The sequence below is a fragment of the Bacillus sp. AFS053548 genome (assembly GCF_002575105.1).
In the GTDB taxonomy this organism is placed as follows: domain Bacteria; phylum Bacillota; class Bacilli; order Bacillales; family Bacillaceae_G; genus Gottfriedia.
In genome coordinates this window covers 48,301-67,935 of the sequence record NZ_NUHI01000086.1, presented here as the reverse complement: position 1 = coordinate 67,935, position 19,635 = coordinate 48,301, and the positions used below count along the sequence as shown (strand labels likewise).

General features: G+C 34.9%; 14 protein-coding genes. 3 read left to right on the top strand and 11 right to left on the bottom strand.

Annotation, left to right across the window (positions count from 1 at the left end):
• Positions 1-53: 53 nt before the first annotated feature.
• Together CN946_RS22425 and CN946_RS22420 are read right to left on the bottom strand one after the other, a co-directional pair.
• Entirely contained in the window at positions 54-1,370 is a 1,317-nt protein-coding gene (locus tag CN946_RS22425; RefSeq protein ID WP_098863056.1) for a hemolysin family protein, read from the bottom strand.
• Between the two features lie 163 nt (positions 1,371-1,533).
• The gene (locus CN946_RS22420; protein WP_097973794.1) at positions 1,534-1,950 is read right to left on the bottom strand and encodes a MerR family transcriptional regulator; all 417 of its coding nucleotides are present in this window, start codon (positions 1,948-1,950) and stop codon (positions 1,534-1,536) included.
• A 169-nt stretch (positions 1,951-2,119) separates the two neighbouring features.
• On the opposite strand from CN946_RS22420, the gene CN946_RS22415 reads away from it, so the two are divergent.
• Positions 2,120-3,052, top strand: a complete 933-nt coding sequence (locus CN946_RS22415; protein ID WP_176547419.1) for an aminoglycoside phosphotransferase family protein — start codon at positions 2,120-2,122, stop codon at positions 3,050-3,052.
• A gap of 88 nt (positions 3,053-3,140) precedes the next feature.
• Here the strand turns inward: CN946_RS22415 and CN946_RS22410 are convergent, their stop codons facing one another.
• Positions 3,141-3,743 carry an HD-GYP domain-containing protein gene (locus CN946_RS22410; RefSeq protein WP_098863054.1) on the bottom strand — a complete coding sequence of 201 codons (603 nt, stop codon included), beginning with the start codon at positions 3,741-3,743 and terminating at the stop codon, positions 3,141-3,143.
• A gap of 267 nt (positions 3,744-4,010) precedes the next feature.
• On the opposite strand from CN946_RS22410, the gene serC reads away from it, so the two are divergent.
• The gene (gene serC / locus CN946_RS22405) at positions 4,011-5,105 is read left to right on the top strand and encodes a 3-phosphoserine/phosphohydroxythreonine transaminase (RefSeq protein ID WP_098863053.1); all 1,095 of its coding nucleotides are present in this window, start codon (positions 4,011-4,013) and stop codon (positions 5,103-5,105) included.
• Complete coding sequence (locus tag CN946_RS22400; protein ID WP_098863052.1) at positions 5,102-6,262, top strand: phosphoglycerate dehydrogenase; 1,161 nt, start codon at positions 5,102-5,104, stop codon at positions 6,260-6,262. The genes serC and CN946_RS22400 overlap by 4 nt, the downstream gene beginning before the upstream one ends.
• Positions 6,263-6,317: 55 nt before the next feature.
• Here the strand turns inward: CN946_RS22400 and CN946_RS22395 are convergent, their stop codons facing one another.
• From CN946_RS22395 to CN946_RS22360, 8 genes are all read right to left on the bottom strand, one after another.
• Positions 6,318-7,508 carry an acetyl-CoA C-acetyltransferase gene (locus CN946_RS22395; protein ID WP_098863051.1) on the bottom strand — a complete coding sequence of 397 codons (1,191 nt, stop codon included), beginning with the start codon at positions 7,506-7,508 and terminating at the stop codon, positions 6,318-6,320.
• A 52-nt stretch (positions 7,509-7,560) separates the two neighbouring features.
• Positions 7,561-8,979, bottom strand: coding sequence for a sigma-54 interaction domain-containing protein (locus CN946_RS22390; protein ID WP_098863050.1), 1,419 nt, complete (start codon positions 8,977-8,979; stop codon positions 7,561-7,563).
• Between the two features lie 84 nt (positions 8,980-9,063).
• Positions 9,064-9,840 carry a 3-hydroxybutyrate dehydrogenase gene (locus CN946_RS22385; RefSeq protein ID WP_098863060.1) on the bottom strand — a complete coding sequence of 259 codons (777 nt, stop codon included), beginning with the start codon at positions 9,838-9,840 and terminating at the stop codon, positions 9,064-9,066.
• Positions 9,841-9,870: 30 nt separating this feature from the next.
• A complete protein-coding gene (locus tag CN946_RS22380; RefSeq protein WP_098863049.1) occupies positions 9,871-10,527 on the bottom strand; it encodes a 3-oxoacid CoA-transferase subunit B in 657 nt (218 codons plus the stop codon).
• Positions 10,528-10,539: 12 nt separating this feature from the next.
• On the bottom strand, positions 10,540-11,241 hold the full coding sequence (locus CN946_RS22375) for a CoA transferase subunit A (RefSeq protein WP_025568519.1): 702 nt from the start codon (positions 11,239-11,241) through the stop codon (positions 10,540-10,542).
• A gap of 42 nt (positions 11,242-11,283) precedes the next feature.
• Positions 11,284-12,714 (bottom strand): GntP family permease, encoded by a 1,431-nt coding sequence (locus tag CN946_RS22370; RefSeq protein WP_098863048.1) that lies wholly within the window; start codon positions 12,712-12,714, stop codon positions 11,284-11,286.
• A gap of 373 nt (positions 12,715-13,087) precedes the next feature.
• Complete coding sequence (locus tag CN946_RS22365) at positions 13,088-13,963, bottom strand: NAD-dependent epimerase/dehydratase family protein (RefSeq protein ID WP_098863047.1); 876 nt, start codon at positions 13,961-13,963, stop codon at positions 13,088-13,090.
• Positions 13,964-14,143: 180 nt separating this feature from the next.
• Positions 14,144-19,315, bottom strand: a complete 5,172-nt coding sequence (locus CN946_RS22360) for a S8 family serine peptidase (RefSeq protein WP_176547418.1) — start codon at positions 19,313-19,315, stop codon at positions 14,144-14,146.
• Between the last annotated feature and the right edge of the window lie 320 nt (positions 19,316-19,635).

The window sequence follows — 19,635 nt, the reverse complement described above, 5'->3', positions numbered from 1 at the left end:
TACTCTATAGGGTACATTTTACTATACCTTTATCCTTCTTTTTCATCTTATCTTTATGATTTTACTGCCTCAATTAACTCATTTTTTTTTATTTCAACTAATTTAACTTGATGTGAATCTAATTCAACAACTTTAAATTCAAAGTCCTCAAATATGACAGATTCACCTTGTTGGATGTCGTGGTTTTGAGTTAAAATCCATCCACCAATTGTATCAACATCATCTTCCTCAACATATAGACCGAATAAGTCATTAATTTCAGTAATTAATACTTTTCCGTCTACAATCTTATGTGATTCTGAAATATGTTGAACAGCTGGTTTTTCATCATCATCATATTCGTCACGTATTTCCCCAACAATTTCCTCAAGTATATCTTCCATTGTTAATAAACCCGCTGTTCCACCATATTCATCATACAGTATTGCAAGAGGAATACGTTTCTTTTGCATTAACAATAATAAATCATGGATTGCAATTGTTTCAATTACCTGAATAACCGGGCGAGTATAGTTTGCAAAATCGTATGTTTTTTCAACTTTTCCATCAAGATAACGAATAAAAAAGTCTTTTACATTAACTATACCTAATATATCATCTTTATCTTCACCAAAAACTGGGTATCGTGTATATTTTTCGTTTTTAATTATTTCAATTTGTTCTTCAATTGGGTCTTCTGCATATAAACCGATAATTTCAGTACGAGGGACCATAATTTCTTTTGCAAGTCGGTTATCGAATTCAAAGATATTATTTAAATATTTATACTCAGCCTGATTAATTTCTCCGCTTTCAAAGCTTTCTGATAAAATAATTCTCAATTCTTCCTCAGTATGAACTTCTTCTGATTCAGATGCTGGCTTAACTCCAAATAATCCTGTAAAAAATCTTGCAGAACTATTTAATGCCCAAATGAATGGATAAGCTATTTTATAGAAAACAATAAGTGGAGAAGCAAGTATTAGTGTGATCGATTCAGCTTTTTGAATAGCAACCGTTTTAGGTGCTAGCTCACCAATTACAACGTGAATAAATGTCATAACTGAGAAAGCTAAAATAAACGAAATAGTTTTAGCGATTGTTCCGTTTAATCCAAGAAATTCTACGACTGGGTGTATAAGATGCTCAAATGTTGGCTCACCTAAATAACCTAATCCTAAAGCTGTAACCGTAATACCTAATTGACAAGCTGATAAATATTCATCTAAACTCGTCGTAACCTTTTTAGCAGCTACTGCACCTCGCTTTTTTTCGGCTACTAGTTGATCAATTCTACTTGATCTAACTTTCACTATCGCAAATTCTGCTGCTACGAAAAAAGCTGTAAGTGCGATTAAAACTGCAATCATAAACAAGTTAACTATGTCCAATGACGAACTCGAGTATATTACTCGAGTATTCACCTCCTGAGAATTTCAATCTACAAAAATATAAAATTATTATTTTACTTACTTAATAGATTACCATAATTTAGTAAAACATACATATTTTATAGCTTTAATAAATTGTTAAGTTTTAAAATTAATTTAGTCATTATTTTACAAAATGTTTCAATGTTTCAAATAACGGAAATGTATGATGTGACAATGAATCTACTAAAGCATTTTTTTCACAATCATTCATACCCGATATTACTGGTACTAATTGAGCTAATTTAGCTTCAAGCTCAATAATTTGATTTGATATTTGTTGTATTTGTTCAAAAACGCAATTTTTTTGATTATAATTAGTTTGCAGCAAATCTTTTATCTCTTCTAAGGATATTCTCATTTTTTTACAATGTTCAATAAATCTGAGAGTCTCAATTGCCTCTGTGGAATAATATCGATAGTTTGATTCTGATCGTTTTGCTTCTAGTAACCCTAATTTTGTATAATAATCAATTGTTCTTTTTGAAACTTGAGCTATTTCAGCTAACTCACCAATGCGATACTCGATCCCAAGTGACAACCCTCCCCATTTTAAATAGTACTACTATTATATAATTTAGAAAGTATACAGTCAAACGTTACAGTTCTACATAAATTTCATTATATGTAAATTTCTGCTAACAACTATAAAAGCCCTAGCTTCATATAAGTAATCCATATAATTAATGAAAATGAATGGAGGTGTAGTTTTGAAATTAAATGATAAAATTACTCAAAAAGTTTCATTTTTACAATCAGCTTTTTCTATTTCGCACGTAGAAAAGGGGTTTTCATTTGAAGAGAAATGGAAAATTAAAAACCGTATTGGTGAAGACCTGTTTATCAAAATTTATGATTTCGATCGTACCACTCATGCTAAATTGCTTAATTCATATCTTGAACACTTTTATGAAACAGGGTCAATTGTTTCTAAACCTGTACATTTAGTAGATATTCCCGAAGAAGGCGTGACCATACATGCTGTCGAGTCTGTAGATGGAATTGATGGTGAGAAATACTTGCATACGATTTCTAGGGAACAACAATATCAACTAGGTATTCAAGCTGGAAATGAATTGCTTAAAATTCATTCTTTAGCAAGTTCCGACCATCGTCAATCTTGGAAAGATGTGAGACTTACTAAATACAATCGATACATAGATTTACTATTGGAATCTTCTATTTCATTTCCAGAACTTGATTTTATTCTTAACTTTGTTGAGGAAAACAAGCACCTATTATCAAATAGACCAATTACATTTTTACATGATGATTTTCATCCATCAAATTTACTTTTTAAAGATGATCAACTAAAAGCTGTTATTGATTTTGATCGATTTGAATGGGGAGATCCATACCATGATTTTCACAAGATTGCTCTTTTTACAAAAGATATAAGTATTCCGTTTGCAATTGGGCAAATTGATGGCTATTTTTCAAACAATCCCCCTGTTGATTTTTGGACTCTGTATGCATTATACGCTGCGATGATTATTCCATCAGATATAATTTGGTCTTATAAAACTACACCACATTTGGTTGATTCCATGTGGAAAAGGGTTCGAACGATATTAGAGGATCATAAAAATTTTAATCAAACAGTACCAAGTTGGTATAACAAAAAGAGTAGCCACTTTAAATAAGGCTACTCTTTTTGCTGATTTATCCGGGTATTTTTTCATTTGTAGTTATTAGGATCAATCTTTTTTATTGATATTAAGCTGATTTTCATCAAATTATAATGTCATATCCAATCACAGGATGTTTTTTAATTGTATTATATTCATCCTCAGTCAATTTCTCATGCTTCAGTAAAATATGCTCCGGAATTCCAATTTTACCAATATCATGTAATAGCCCCCCTTGATGGATGACAGCACATAGATTTTTAGATAATTTCATTTTTTTTGCTATTTTATAAGCAATATTGGCAACACATTCTGAGTGATGTGCAATATAGTTGTCTCTGGAATCTAATGCCTTTGAAAGAGCTAATATTAACTCGATCGACCCAGTTTTAACTCTCTGATATTGTTTCATTAAACCGACTGATATGTACGCGATTAAGTAATATGTAATTAGGTAGCTAATAATATTCCCAGCTTGGGGAACTAAATAGTATCTAGCAAGCACTATAATTGTAGAAACTAAAATGATAATCCAATTAGGACGGTTGTAAAAACCAAGACCAAATATTACTGTATCAAGCATGTAGAGAAAGTAAAAGCTATCCCTTTTTTCAGAACAAATTAGATTAAATACTACACTAACCGCAAAAGAAATGTAAAAAACATAACGAAAATAAACTGGATTGTTAAACCATTTAGAAAACAATTAAACTCCCTTAAATACAATATAACCATTAAATTTTCTATTATCTTCTAAAACTATGCATGTTATTTAACAATCAAAATATTAACCGACTTATATATTAAAATTTACTAATTTAAATACTGCAATCAATAATATTCCCTTTTCATTAGTTCGAAAATTAAAATTTTTTGTGAAATTTTTATTATTTTATTTCATCTTTTATTGACCAACGTATATCGGTGGTTTAAAGTAAGAATATTAAAAAAATAACAAGTGAGGATGATTATTATGGAACGCGTCTTTAATTTCTCCGCTGGCCCATCTGTCTTGCCTGTTCCAGTATTGGAAAAAGTACAAAAAGAACTTGTTTCTTACGGTACTTCTGGTATGTCAGTTATGGAAATGAGTCATCGTTCGGCTGAATTTGAAGGAATTATTAAGAAAAGTGAAAGCTTATTACGTGAACTTTTAGAAATTCCATCAAATTATAAAGTGTTATTTTTACAAGGTGGAGCATCAACTCAATTTTCAATGATCCCATTAAACTTATTAAGTAAGTATAAAAAAGCTGCTTATATTAATACAGGAACTTGGTCAAAGAAAGCAATCTCTGAGGCGAAAAAATATGGAGAAGTTGATGTTATTGCTTCGTCTCAGGATGAAAATTTTTCATATATTCCTAATTTAGAAGATTTAGCCCTTTTTGAAACATACGATTATTTACATATTACAACGAATAATACTATTGAGGGGACAAAATACTCTACTTACCCTAAAACAAATTCTCCATTAGTTGCAGACTTTTCTTCAAATATTCTTTCTGAGCCAATTGATGTCTCACAATTTGGTTTAATTTATGCTGGTGCTCAAAAAAACATTGGTCCAGCAGGGTTAACAATTGTCATTATTAGAGATGATCTCATTGGAAGTGCAGATATAAATTGCCCGACAATGCTCGACTATAAAACACATGTAGAAGCATCTTCACTTTATAATACACCTCCTACATTCAGCATTTATGTAGCGATGCTAGTTTTAGAATGGATTAAAGATTCAGGTGGTTTAAATACTATTTATCAAACTAATCTATTAAAAGCTCAGTTATTATATGATTTTATCGATCAATCTGACTTGTTCTCTTCACCAATTAAGAAAGAGAACAGATCACTTATGAATATTCCATTTACATCAACTTCTGATGAATTAAATAAGCAATTTCTTGCGCAGGCGAATTCAGCTGGCTTGGTGAATCTTGAGGGTCATCGATCAGTTGGGGGAATGCGAGCTAGTATTTATAATGCGATGCCATTAGAAGGCGTTCAGAAATTAGTTCATTTTATGAGTCAATTTGAAAAGAAAATAGTAGAGGAGATTGTAAGATGATAAAAATTCAAACATTAAATAATATTTCTGAGCACGGAATGAAAGAATTTCCTTTAGAAAACTATTCAATTAACAATCAATTAAATGAACCGGATGGGATTCTTTTAAGAAGTCATAGTATGCATGAAATGACCATACCAAGCAGTGTTAAAGCAATCGCAAGGGCTGGCGCTGGTGTAAATAATATACCGATTGATGAATGTACTTCAAGAGGAATTGTTGTATTTAATACGCCTGGTGCAAATGCAAATGCAGTTAAAGAACTAGTTCTGACAAGTTTATTCCTTTCTTCACGACGAATTATTGAAGGAATTGAGTGGACTCGTTCATTATTTGGTGAAGAAAATGTTTCCAAAATTGTCGAAGCTGGTAAAAAAGAATTTGCAGGAGCAGAGATTGCAGGAAAGAAATTAGGTATTATTGGTTTAGGAGCAATTGGTGCACTTGTAGCAAATGACGCTCTTGCGTTAGATATGGAAGTATACGGTTATGATCCTTATATTTCAGTCGAAACTGCATGGCGATTATCTAGAAATGTACAACGCATCGATAATTTGGAGCAGATTTTTTCAACATGCGATTATATAACAATCCATGTGCCTTTAACACCTGAAACAAAAGGATTTGTGAATGAAAAACTTTTATCAGGAATGAAAAAGGGATCAAGATTACTTAATTTTTCACGATCTGAATTAGTAGATGATGTTGCGCTTGAATATTCGCTGAATAACGGGACTGTAGGAGTTTATGTGACAGATTTCCCAAATGAAAAAGTGATTGGTATGAAGAATGTCATTCCAATTCCTCATTTAGGAGCATCAACAACTGAATCAGAAGTAAACTGTGCCCGAATGGCTGCAAAACAATTAAAAAATTATTTGGAAACAGGTAATATAAAAAACTCCGTTAATTTTCCAAATGTAGAATTACCTTATACAGGGAAAAAACGAATTACCATTGCACATAAAAACATTCCAAATATGGTCGGTCAAATAACAGGATTACTAGCAAACTATCAAGTAAATATTGCTGATATGCTTAACCGAAGTAAAGGTGCTTTTGCTTATACAATGATTGACCTCGATGAAACGATTAATGGTCCAGTCGAACAGTTGTTAAAAGATATAGAAGGTGTTATTTCAGTAAGAATTATTTAATCAAATTAAAGCGGTAGGTCTCCTAATAAGAGTCCTACCGTTTTTTACTTATTATTTATTCAAAACAATTTTCAATAATTGTCGCAACGCCTTCTCCGCCACCAATACATAGTGTTGCAAGACCGTACTGCGTCTCTCTTCTCTTCATTTCATGAATCAAGGTAACTAGTATTCTAGTGCCACTCGCACCAATTGGATGTCCAAGTGCAATCGAACCTCCATTTACATTGACAATATTTTCATCAAAACCGCATTCCTTCATGACAGAAAGCGATTGCACAGCAAATGCTTCGTTCGATTCAATCAAGCCTATTTCACTTAATTCAATCGATGATTTTTCAAGTGCTTTTTTAGCTGCAAATGCTGCTCCAATTCCCATTATGCTCGGATCAACGCCTGCACTACTATTTGCATTAATTTTTACTAATGGTTTAATACCTAGTTCTCTGGCTTTACTTTCACTCATTAATACAACTGCTGCTGCTCCATCATTTATACCAGAGGCATTTGCTGCTGTAACTGTTCCATTTTTTTCAAAGGCTGGTCTTAGTGACGAAATTTTCTCTACTGTAGCACCAAATTTCGGATACTCATCCTCTTTAAAAATGATTGGATCCTTTTTTCGTTGTGGAATTTCAATCGCAACAATTTCATCTTCGTATTTACTGGCCTTAATTGCATTCTCAGCTTTTTGTTGGCTATTTACTGCAAACTCATCTTGTTTTTCTCTAGAAACTTCATAACGAACTGCTAAGTTTTCAGCTGTGTTTCCCATGTGATAATCATTAAACGCACACCATAGTCCGTCTGCAACCATACTATCTACAATCTTTTGATCGCCCATTCTATATCCATCTCTTGCGCCTTTAAGTAAATAAGGAGCTTGACTCATATTTTCCATACCGCCAGCAACTATAATGTCAGCATCGCCTGCTATAATTGCTTGAGTTGCTAAATGGACCGATTTTAATCCAGAACCACAAACTTTATTTATTGTCATTGCTGAGACAGTATTTGGAAGTCCTGCCTTTAATGCTGATTGTCTAGCAGGATTTTGACCTAAACCAGCTTGAAGTACATTTCCCATTATGACTTCATCAACCTGACTTTCTTGAATACCGGCTCTATTAATCGCTTCTTTAATAACTTTAGCTCCTAATTCTACTGCACTTACATCTTTCAATGTACCACTGAAACTTCCGATTGCAGTTCTAACAGCACTAACAATTACAACGTTCTCACTCATTTTATTTCCCCCTTTTTATTTCATCCTAAATAACCAAACCACATGAAATTCTTTAATTTTTTATGTTATAAGCTTTACATTTTTCATAAAAAGTTGACTTGCTTATTTCTAATAATTTAGCAGCTTCAATTTTATTACCTTGAGTTTCAATTAGAGCTCTCTTAATTGCTTCCATTTCGGTCTCTTCAATCATTTCTTTTAACGATTTTAAGGAATTTTGATTATTTAATTGAGATGCATTTTTTTCGAATTCGACTGTATTTTTTTGATTGGTTGGATTTTCATATAAATAAAGAGGTAATTGCTTTGGTGTAATCACTTTACCATTTAGGACATTTATGCATCTCTCAAGTACGTTTTCTAATTCTCGAATATTTCCTGGCCAATGATGTGACTTAAGAATTTGAAAAACTTCATTTGAAATTTGAATTCCGTTTCGGTGAAATTTCCTTTCGAGTTTTTTTATTAACGCATCTGCTATGAGAGGTAAATCATTTATCCTTGATCTAAGTGGAGGAATGTCTATTTTAATTACATTTAAGCGGTAATACAAATCCTGGCGGAATTCTTTTAATACTACCATCTTCTCAAGATTTCGATGCGTAGCGGCAATGACTCTTACATCAATGGAAATAGGAGAACTTCCACCAACTCTTTCAATCTCTCTTTCTTGAAGTACTCGCAGTAATTTACTTTGCATATGCAAAGACATATCACCAATCTCGTCTAGGAAAATCGTTCCTCTGTTCGCAATCTCAAATTTCCCTTTTTTCCCGCCTCTTTTTGCACCTGTAAACGCACCTTCTTCATAACCAAAAAGCTCTGATTCTAGTAAATGTTCTGGAATCGAAGCACAATTTACACGTACAAACGGAAAGTTTCTTCTTGGACTAGCATCGTGAATTGCATGTGCAAACAATTCCTTCCCTGTACCGGATTCCCCAAAAAGTAAGATTGCAGATGAACTTGCAGATACTTGCTCTGCCAAATTTTTTGCAGCGTTGAAAATTGGCGTATCACCAATTATTTGGTTGAAGCTATATTTACTACCTAATTCTTTCTCAAATTTTCTTTTATAATAGTTTAATTCTTCTACTAAAGGTTCTACTTTTTTAGAATACTCAAGCCACTCTTGCGCATTTCGGAACATTACCGTTCCGACAGCACCTACTAATTCATCACCTACATATAGCGGATAACGATTTGCTACCATTTCTGTATTTTTTATTGGATGGATCTCCGCCACCTCTGCCTGACCGGTTTTAGCGACTATATGCATTCTAGAGTTTTCAATTACATCTACTACAGGCATACCAATCACTTCATGAGCAGAACGACCAACAAACTCACAATACGATTCATTCATATACAAAACTTTTCCTTCACGATTAACGACAACAATCCACTCAGTTGCAAGATTAATAATCTCGGAAATCCACTCAAAAGGAAGACTCTCTAACATACTATTCATACCATACCTCACTTAAAGTAGTAGGGAACTAGAAAGGTTAAGAGCAGGAATCTCCCCCTGCTCAAGCAACCTTTCATATTTATCCTACTGTACTGTATATCCTGCATCTATTACATTCGCTTGACCCGTAACCCCGCCAGTATATTCACTAGCAAGAAATACTGTATAATTTGCAATTTCTTTTACTGTAAGTAACCTTTTTTGAGGTACTAATGGATAAATTACTTCTTCAATTACACTTTCAATCGGTACATTTCTTGTTTTTGCTAAGTCAGCCAACTGGTTTTGAACAAGAGGTGTATCAACATAGCCAGGGCAGATTGCATTGACAGTAATACCATCAGTTGCACCTTCTAATGCAGCAACCTTTGTTAAACCAATAACGCCATGCTTCGCAGAATTATAAGCTGCTTTACCAGCGAAACCTATTAATCCATTGATCGAAGCCATATTAATAATTCGGCCATACTTTTGTTTTTTCATAATAGGAAATACATGTTTGATACTAATAAAGGGTGCAGTTAACATGACCTTAATAAGTAATTCGAATTTTTCAGTAGGGAAGTCTTCAATTGATGAAACGTATTGTAAACCAGCATTGTTTATTAAAATATGTAATTCACCAAATTGATCGATTACTTTATGAAACGTGTCAACTACTTGTTCTTCATTTGTAACATCACATGCATAACCGATTGCATGAAACCCTAGCTCTTGTAATGCAGTAGCTGACTTTTGAACATTTTCCTCATTTAAGTCGGTTAAGACAACTGTTGCTCCTTGCTCTGCAAAGGTTTTAGCAATTTCAAAACCAATTCCACTACCGGCACCAGTTATCAGTGCAACCTTCTCAGAAAGCATTTGCTGCATTTGTTTGCCTCCTTTAAAAGATTAGTTCACGTTATTTAATAACTTCGGACTAATTGTAAATGTAGCCTCTGTCTTTTCAGTAATTTCTTGAATCGTTGCTTCACCAACGCATTCTACTAAAACCATACCTTTTTCTGTAAAATCAAATACTGCTAATTCAGTAATCAGTCTATGGACTACGCTTTTTCCAGTTAAAGGTAAAGTACATGCTTTTTTAACTTTACTTTCACCGTATTTATTTGCATGTTCCATTACTACGACAATTTTCTTAGCACCATTTACTAAGTCCATCGCACCGCCCATACCTTTTACCATTTTCCCTGGGATCATCCAGTTAGCAAGATCACCAGATTCAGAGACTTCCATACCACCTAAAATAGCTAAATCGATATGACCTCCTCTAATCATCGCAAAAGATTCAGCGCTATCAAAATAAGAAGCTCCTTTAGCCGCAGTAACTGTTTCTTTACCTGCGTTGATTAAGTCAGCATCTATTTCAGCTTCTGATGGGTATGGTCCAATTCCTAATAAACCATTTTCAGATTGTAGCATTACTTCAATACCTTCTGGAAGATAGTTTGCTAATAAAGTAGGTAGTCCAATTCCAAGGTTTACATACATACCATCTTGAATTTCTTTAACCGCAGTTTGAATAATTAATTGACGAATATCTTTCATGTTATTTGCCTCCTATACTCCTGTAGTCATTCTACGTTCAATTCGTTTTTCGTATGTTTCGCCGTGGAATACATGTTGTACATAAATGCTCGGTGTATGAATCGCATCAGCATCAAGTTCTCCAACTTCTACTACCTCTTCAACTTCTGCAATTGTAATTTTTCCTGCCATCGCTGCAAGTGGGTTAAAGTTACGAGCAGTTTTTCTAAAAATTAGATTCCCTTGCTTATCAGCTTTCCACGCTTTAACAAATGCAAAGTCTCCAACGATACCTTCTTCTAATAAATAAGTTCTTCCATTAAATACTTTATGTTCTTTTCCTTCTGCAATTGGTGTACCTACACCTGTTGCTGTGTAGAATCCTGGGATTCCAGCACCGCCTGCACGAATACGTTCAGCTAGAGTCCCTTGAGGAACAAGCTCTACTTCAAGTTCTCCACTTAAGAACTGCTTTTCAAAAATTTTATTTTCTCCAACATATGAAGAAACCATTTTTTTAATTTGTTTATTTGCTAATAAAAGACCAAGACCCCAATCGTCTACTCCACAGTTATTACTTACGATTGTTAAATCCTTTGTCCCTTTATCTCGTAATGCTAAAATCATTTTTTCAGGAATACCGCAAAGTCCAAAGCCACCAACAATAATCGTAGCTCCATCATGAATTTGTGAAACAACCTCTTCAACTGAAGTAATTACCTTATTCTTGCCCATTATTTTGCTCCCTTCAAAAGTAAGATTAGTAGTTTAACATTCTTAAACAAGTCCTGTAAGTTTAAATACTGCAATGATTAAGAATACTGCAACTGTTTTAATAATTGTTATTGCAAAAATATCTTTATATGACTGGCGATGTGTTAAACCAGTTACAGCTAATAATGTGATGACTGCACCATTATGAGGCAAAGTATCCATACCACCTGATGCCATCGAAATTACACGATGCATTACTTCCGGCGGAATATTGTATTTATTAATCGCCTCGATATATTTATCAGACATTGCACTGAGTGCAATACCCATACCACCTGATGCAGAACCTGTAATACCTGCTAAAGTTGTAGTTGTCACAGCCCCATTTACTAATGGATCCGTAAATGTATGAGAGATTCCTTTACTTACCATTCCAAATCCAGGTAAAGCAGAGATTACTCCACCAAAACCATACTCAGCACCAGTATTCATAGAAGCAAGTAGTGCCCCACCAATGCTTGCATTCATACCTGTCTTTAGATTTGTACGCATATTCTTGTAGCCATAAATCATCGCTGATAGAATCCCAATAATTAGAGCACATTCAACTGACCAAATACCAACAACTGCAGGAATTTGAACAACCCCAAAAGCTTCTAGTCCTATTGATTTAAAGTCAAATCCATTTGGATACCATTTTGGGAATGAAACAACAAAAAATTTATTTGAAAATCCAACTAATAAAAGTGGAACAAATGCTAAAATCTGTTTTAAAACTGGTGTAGAAGTATTTGTCGTTAATGAAGGAACTTCTGTTTGAGTTTCATTTGCAGCAGCTAATTCTCCATTAAATCCTAAATAACCTTCACCTGCTTTTTCTGCTTTTTTGCGTCTTGATTCTAAGTACCAAAGACCAACTGCAAGTACAAAAACAGCTGCTAAAATACCTAGAAATGGTGCCGCATAAATATCAGTTTTGAAAAATGTAGTTGGAATAACATTTTGAATTTGCGGTGTCCCAGGCAATGCATCCATCGTAAATGTAAACGCACCAAGTGCGATTGTTCCAGGAATTAATCGTTTTGGAATATTACCTTCACGGAATAAGTTTGCAGCAAATGGATAAATAGCAAATACAACAACAAACAAGCTTACTCCACTATATGTTAAAATTGCTCCCATTAATACAATCGCTAAAATAGCTCTTTTTGCACCAACTAATTGAATAATCGTTTTTGCGATTGATTCAGCAATTCCAGACATTTCAACGACTTTACCAAAAATTGCTCCAAGTAAAAATACAGGAAAATATAGCTTTATGAAACCAACCATTTTTTCCATAAAAATATTACTAAAAAATGGAAGAATATAACTTGGCTCAGTTAAAAGTACTGCAAATAAAGCACAAATTGGTGCAAATAAAATGACAGAAAACCCACGATAAGCAACAAACATTAAAAGTCCTAATGCTAATAAAATAATTAAGATTTCCATAATAACCTCCTTGTTATCTTTACGTATTGGCACTTTTTGATAACGCTTTCATTCAAACTCAATTTATAATTTGAATTCCACTATTTACTGTATTTAGCTCCTTTCAACAGAATGTTCTTCTGCTTTTAATACAAGCAAATAGTGTGCCAAGAGTTACTAACGGATTTTATGTGGAATGAATTAAATATATTTAGGACCGTATCTACACGGTAAAAACTTATTTTATAATTCTAATAATATTAAGTTAATTTATAATTTTCAATATTTTTAAAGTATTTTTTCCGGAATTTCGGAATTTCACTTCAATAAAATTCCGAAAACCTGGAAATTCCAGAAATTCGGAATTTTATTTTTTGAACTTTTTATGAACTTTTTATAGTGAACAATAATGATGAATTAATTTTTCCATCCATTCATGAACTTCTAAAAATCGAAAACCTTCTTTTTTAGCTTTCTCATTACTCAATGATTGATCGCTATAAGCATCAAATGGTGATTGTTGTTCGACTGCACCATGAGAGTTAATAATAGCCATTTTTCCAGTTTCCTTTTCACAAATGTTAATAATTTCTTTAAACGTTATTACACCATTAGAACACGCATTAAAAGGACCACTTTTAATCGATTCATTTTCGCCTAACCAAAGTAAAAACTCCGCGGTTTCATTAGAATCGATAAAGGTCATCTCTTTGTTTAAATCAGATATAATTATTTCTTCATTTCTTGAAATTTTATTAACATGGAAGAGTAATCTCTTAGTATAATCATCCGGTCCTAATACGATTGGGAATCTAGCCGCAAACACTGGAAAATTTGCTTCTTGAAATAAAACAGCCTCACAAAGACGCTTCCCTTCTGCGTATGAATATGCGTTATCTTTATTATATTCAATAGGATAACTATAAGGATCAAAGTCAGTTTCCACATGGTTTAATCCAACATTATAAACTGCTAAAGATGAAGTAAAAATATATTTTTTAACTTGATTAGTTAATAGTTTAATAATCTCTTTTGCTTCTTTTGGAGTATAACAAATATTATCATAGACAAAGTCCCAATTATGATTACTTAATTCGGTCATTGTCTCAGGATTTCGTCTATCGATAATAAAGCGACTAACTTGATCCCCGAAGTCATCTTCTGTAAGTCCTCGTGTTGCGATTGAAACATCATAACCTTTTTCTATTAATTTATGAACAAGTCGTTTTCCGAAAAATCTTGTTCCACCTAATACTAAAACCTTTTTCATTTTGAACCCTCCATAGAAAAATACCCATAATAATAATTCGCCATAAAACTACAAATCACCTTTTTTTTATAGGAAACTTCTTTTAACAAATTAGTATTTTTCTAGATGGCTGTTTTTTAAATTTGGACATAACCAATAAAAAAGAGAGCCCCATTTATCAGAGACTCTCCATTTTTATTACTATTTGTTTAAAACGACTGTTTCAGTTGTTTCACTCACATTCCCTGCAGCATCTTTTGCTGTAACAGAGATGACAGTTCCCGTGAACTCGCCGTAATCTCTATGAGGTATGTCTAAACTGAAGTACCCTTTTTGATCTGCTTTTACTTCTGTCACTTCATTTTTGATTTTTATACTAACCGTTGCATTTGCTTCGGTTGTACCTGTAATTTTTTGATCTTTTTTCGTTACTTTATTAACGATTGGTGCGTTTGGTGCTGTACGATCTAATACAACAATCGATGCTGGTTCACTTTGGTTTCCAGTTGCATTATTTGCACTAACTGTTAACACTCTATCCGCAGCTTGTGGTTTAATTTCAATACTATAGTTTCCAGTTGCATCTGTTTTTCCTGAGGCTACTACATTATTATTGTTTTTCACAACAATATTGACATTCGCATTTGCCTTACCTGTAATTGTTGTATCATTATCATCAATTACGTCAATAGTTGGTGTTAATAGTAATGTTGTCATCTGAATAACGTTTGAATATCCACCGTTAAGTGTTCCATTCAATCCACCCATTACAACCAATCTAAAACGGTAGTACGTACTATCACTTAATCCTGTCACTTTCGCACTAGTTGAGCTAACTGTAATTGGTGTATCCAGTATTGCATCTGTCCAAGTAGAGTTAGTTGGCCACGTGATCCCATCCTTGCTTGATTGTTGCTGAATTTTCACACCGCCCCATACTCCGGCAGAATCTACAGCTAACCAATTAAGTGTAACTGAATTAGCATTTTTCGAATCAACTTTGAACGTATTTACATTACTATAAACCTTAGCCTTATTGAAGATTTCTGTTGCATACAAGTCTTTACCGTCAACTTTCATAACTTCTTTTGGTGAAATCGTTGCATCTGGATTTGTTTTACCGAAGTTAGTAGCGACAAACTGCATGTCTTTACTATCAACAATACCGTCTTGATTTAAATCTTCTATTGGGTAGTTTACACTATCTTGTTGACCCATTTTATCAGATACTCGCTTCGCATCAAGAACGTCAATCACACCGTCGCCGTTCACATCACCAGCTGCTCCGTACGGTTGAGTTCCTCCGATGTATTTATACTCTCCAAGATCATCACCCCATGGCGATTTTTTACCAAGTGTAATAGATTGTATGCTCTTTAAGTGTCCTGGTCCTTCCACAATGAACTTGATTGGATCTTTTGAAAGTGGAATGCCTTTGATATCGATGTAGCCATAACTATCAATTGTACCTGGTATTTTCGTTCCGTCCGGTAGTTGTGCGTACCCTTTAGCGCCAATGCTATCCAACTTCGCTGTGAAATTATTTTTAAGCCCTTCAAGTTTCACGTACGTTTGCACTTGTGAATGCGTCGGAACGATTTGGAATTGATTTAATCGGCTAAATGCTGTAATCTCTTTTGTTTCATCTGTTCCGTATTGTGTCATGCTAAATTTTGTTGTGTCATCATCTGGTGTCAATTTCGATGCCATAATATCCCACATGTCATCTGTCACTTTGAATGTCACATCTAAAAAAGGACTATCGCCATTGAATCCTTTAAAGTCTGATCCACCTGTTAAATGTGCCCCAACATTGATATCTGTCGCGTTTAATCCGTAAACCGCATCTGGTGTTTTCACTGGTGTATCCACATTAACCTTCACGCCGTTTTGGTCTGCCCACTTCTGGAATGCTGGGTTGACTGTTACGCCTTGTAGCTCAAGATACTTATTGTAGTACATTGATTTAAAAGTACCTGACATCATATCTTTCACGTTGTTTAAGTTTAACGTCATCGTGATTGTATCATTTAAGGTAACTTTTTGTTTGTCATACGTCGGCACCATATATGGTGATCCTTTTTTGATAAACGCGTACTCATGGAAATCATTGACAAGCTCAACGTTATGTGCTGCATCCATTGGCATTAACGTAATTGTTGCTGGTCCATTTTCGATATCGGATTTTTCAATTCCGAATTTTGCATCGCCATTTGCATCAACTGGGAAATCGCCTTCCGGGTACCCGATACTATTGTGATAGTACCATAAAATATTCGCTGACTGTGTTAACCCAAGTGGAGCAAGTTTCGCTGTCCCTTCATCCGATAGGTTTGTGTGCACCCAGAATGCGTTGTACATGTTGCCATTTTGTTTTTCATCGGTAAAATCTTTGTCTTCTAACTCGTACACGCCAGGTGTATGGTCTTTATAGGTTAACGTCGGTAGCGTGTTGTCCACCACGAACAGTTGTGATTTTTCATACGTTTTTGCATACATGTTAGTCGTATCAGTTGTACGCATTTTTAACGTATATTGTCCTTCCGGTAATGCTGCTTTTGTGAACATATTTGTTTTTTCGAGTTTTGGATCTCCAATAAACGGATAGTATGTGCGTGGGTCAAAGCCTACAACATAATCAATATCGGTTTGAACACTGCTCACATTTAATGGGGAATCCGTTGTTGCACCGACTGGATTTCCGTCTTTGTCATAAATCACGATCCAGAAATACTTCATTGGACTATTGAATCGGAACTTTAGTTGACGACCTGGGTTTCCGTTAAAGTCCGAATAGATTACCGGTTGTCGAGTCGGGGCTGCCGGAACATCCATTAGTAAATTGCCAAGTCCTTTTTCTACCGAGCGAACAGCCAATGGCATACGATACGTCTCACTTGGGTCGTCATGATTAACAATGTTCAAATAACCTTCGTATCGGCCATATTCCGCCGTATCTGGTAGATTCAAAGTTACTGTAAAGTTCGTTGTTTCACCTGCTTTTACTGTTAGTGATGGTGAACTAGTTGTTACCGTAATGCCGTTTTTAGTTGCATCACTAACCGATGCATTTGGTTTAATGAAAGTAGTAGAAATATCAAACGTTTTGTCAGAGTTTCCTCTATTTTTTACTTTCACTGTTCGATTACTCGTATTGACCGCACCGTCTTTTTTATACACTGCGCCAAACGTTAATGAACCTTTTTCGTAATTCAAGTTCACACTATTACCGCTACTATCAATGTTTGCAGTTGTGTCCTGTGCTTTAAAACTCACATCACGTTTTACTGCTTTCACGACATTGACTAAACCAGCACCTTGTTCGTATACAGAATAATTGCCGTCTAGATTTCCAGCAGTGTTTGTTAACGCTGCTTTCACATCAGCTGGTGTATAATCGGGATGGGCTTGTAAGATTAGTGCAGCAATACCTGTCACATGTGGCGACGCCATCGATGTACCTGAAATACGAGCATACGCGTTACTATAGTCTACTTTATCTGGGCTATGAACGAAATATGGATAAGTTGAGTATACCGATACACCTGGTGCAACAACATCTGGTTTAATGTCATATGTCGAAGTAACTGGTCCTCTAGAACTAAAGCTCGCTAAATGGTTCCCTTGTGTATTCGTTGAACTTATATTCGTGAAAGTGATCGTATTTGTACTTGCTACACTACGTAAACGTTCACCATCAGCTTTAGTCATACGGAATGTTGGTATAAATCCTACGTCACTTGCTAAGTAGTTATCGATGTCCCCATCAATATTGTTCGTCATAATTGCTGCAACGGCACCTGCTTTTGCTGCGTTTGTAATTTTCTCAGCTAACGGGCTTGTACCACGTGCAATAAGTGCAACTTTTCCAGTTAAGTCGATTGGATTACCGTTCGCATCTTTAAAATCAGCTGCTTGTGCTAAACCAACATCAACGATTTGATACGTCTTATTCTCAAGATCTGTAACATGATCGTTATAGCCTTTACCGAGTAATTTGAAATTTGTAAATGTTTCATTTCCAACTTTTGCTGAAGCAGTCGGAATACTTACCGGGAAGTCACTTGCTCCAACTGTTATCGCAAGTGCTGATGCACCTGGAGTACCAAGTGTCCCTTCACCAGGACCAGAGTTCCCTGCTGAAATAACACATGTTACACCAGCAAGTGTTGCGTTGTTAATCGCCACAGCTTCAGCTGATAACGGATCATTACTTGGTGCCCCAAGAGATAGGTTGATAACTTTCATTCCATCTTGTACAGCTTTATCAATACCACCAATAATCGCATCTGTATAACCTGAACCGTATGGACCAAGTACACGGTAATCGTATAAGTTGACACCTGGAGCTACCCCTTGAGCTGGGAAATCCACACTATTTTTACTTTGTGCCGCGATCGTTCCCGATACGTGTGTTCCGTGGTACGTGATGTAATGCTCGTAGGTTCCATCTGGCTTGCCGGCTTTTTCCCAATCGTCAATCGTTGTTTCCATTGGATCCGCGTCGTTATCGACAAAGTCCCATCCTTTGACACTGGTTGGGTCAATTTTACTTGCATCCTCTCCTTGTTTTGCACGATAGCCTTTATAGACTGTTGTTAAATCCGGGTGGTTGTAATCAACTCCTGTATCAATAACTCCAACGTTCACACCTTGACCTGTTGTGCCATCTTTGTGTAAATCTTCAATTCCTGGTAGTGGAATGTAATTTTCTTTGAAATCAGCACCAGCTGCTTCGTTACTTGAGATTTTTTCTTCATTCGGATCGACTTTTACGATGTCATCGTGTAACACACGATTCACGACACCAGAATCTAGTAGATGTTCAACTAAATTTCCTGGTAATGTCATCGCCACCCCGTTTAACGCGTGTGTATATTCGCGCGTAATTGTAATGGATGCATCTGATGAAGCTTTTTCGTCTGAAGGGGTCACGCTTAACGCTGATACACCATTTGGTTTCGGGCTTGTTTTTAACCCGTTAACAAACGTTTTAAACGCTTCATGCGATTCCTTCACGGCGCTCGTTTCAGCGCTTAGTGTTGTCTTTTCGCCTTCCACTGATTTTTGTAGCACACTTATTTTTGCGGGTGCTTGTTTAAATTCAACGATGACACGCACCGGCTGACTTGTTCTAGTGTCAATTTTCGGTGAAATCTTGACGTCACTATTTGTTGACACTTTCTTTAACGCGGCGATTTGATCAGCTGTTAAGTCTGGTGTGCTTGTGTTTTGTGCCTGTGAACCCATGACCGTTTTTTCTGTGCTAGCATTTGGTGTAGCTGCTAGTACGTTAAATGGAATCATCGAGCCCAAGACCAGAGCACTGATCGTTGTTTTAGCTAAACTCGCTTTGAAGTTTCTTTTCCTCACACTGTTCTCCCCCATTTTTAAAATTTTTAGATTATTTAAATCTTTTGACAATTTTCTTTCTTTTTTTTATTTTAACGCTAGCTATCGACATCGTAAATTGGGGGAATATCATCAATTGAACTATAAAAATATCCAACTATTAAACCGCATTTATAGCTTTATTAATTATAAAGCCTTAGTAAATCAATATTTTTAGATAATTATAATTTGGGGGAATTTTGCATTTTATCCAAAAAAATCAAAGGTTGAAATATCCGTAAATAAATATTACAATTCTTTAATTAACCAAATTTTTACATATATCTTTTGTTTATATTTTT